Annotated in this window: 1 pseudogene; it reads left to right on the forward strand. The window is 49.5% G+C overall.

The window, feature by feature from the left end:
- Positions 1-279: pseudogene (locus R0J87_RS19720) on the forward strand (2',3'-cyclic-nucleotide 2'-phosphodiesterase); the annotation flags it as partial.

Here is a 279-nt window from a genome sequence, read left to right on the forward strand (position 1 = left end):
CTTCCCCTATATCAATGCCAATGTCTACGACCTAAAGACGGGGGAAAACCTCTTTACCCCTTATCTGATTAAAACCTATCGCCTGAAAGATACCGACGGCGCAGAGCATGACATCAAGATCGGCTATATCGGCTTTGTGCCGCCGCAAATCATGACCTGGGATAAAAAGAATCTGGAAGGCAAGGTGAGCGCCAGAGACATCAAGCAAACCGCCGACTATTTCGTGCCTAAGATGAAAGCCGAAGGCGCCGATATCATAGTCGCGATTCCGCATTCAGG

This window comes from Halomonas sp. SIMBA_159, from assembly GCF_046536035.1.
GTDB classification, from domain to species: Bacteria; Pseudomonadota; Gammaproteobacteria; order Pseudomonadales; family Halomonadaceae; genus Vreelandella; species Vreelandella venusta_A.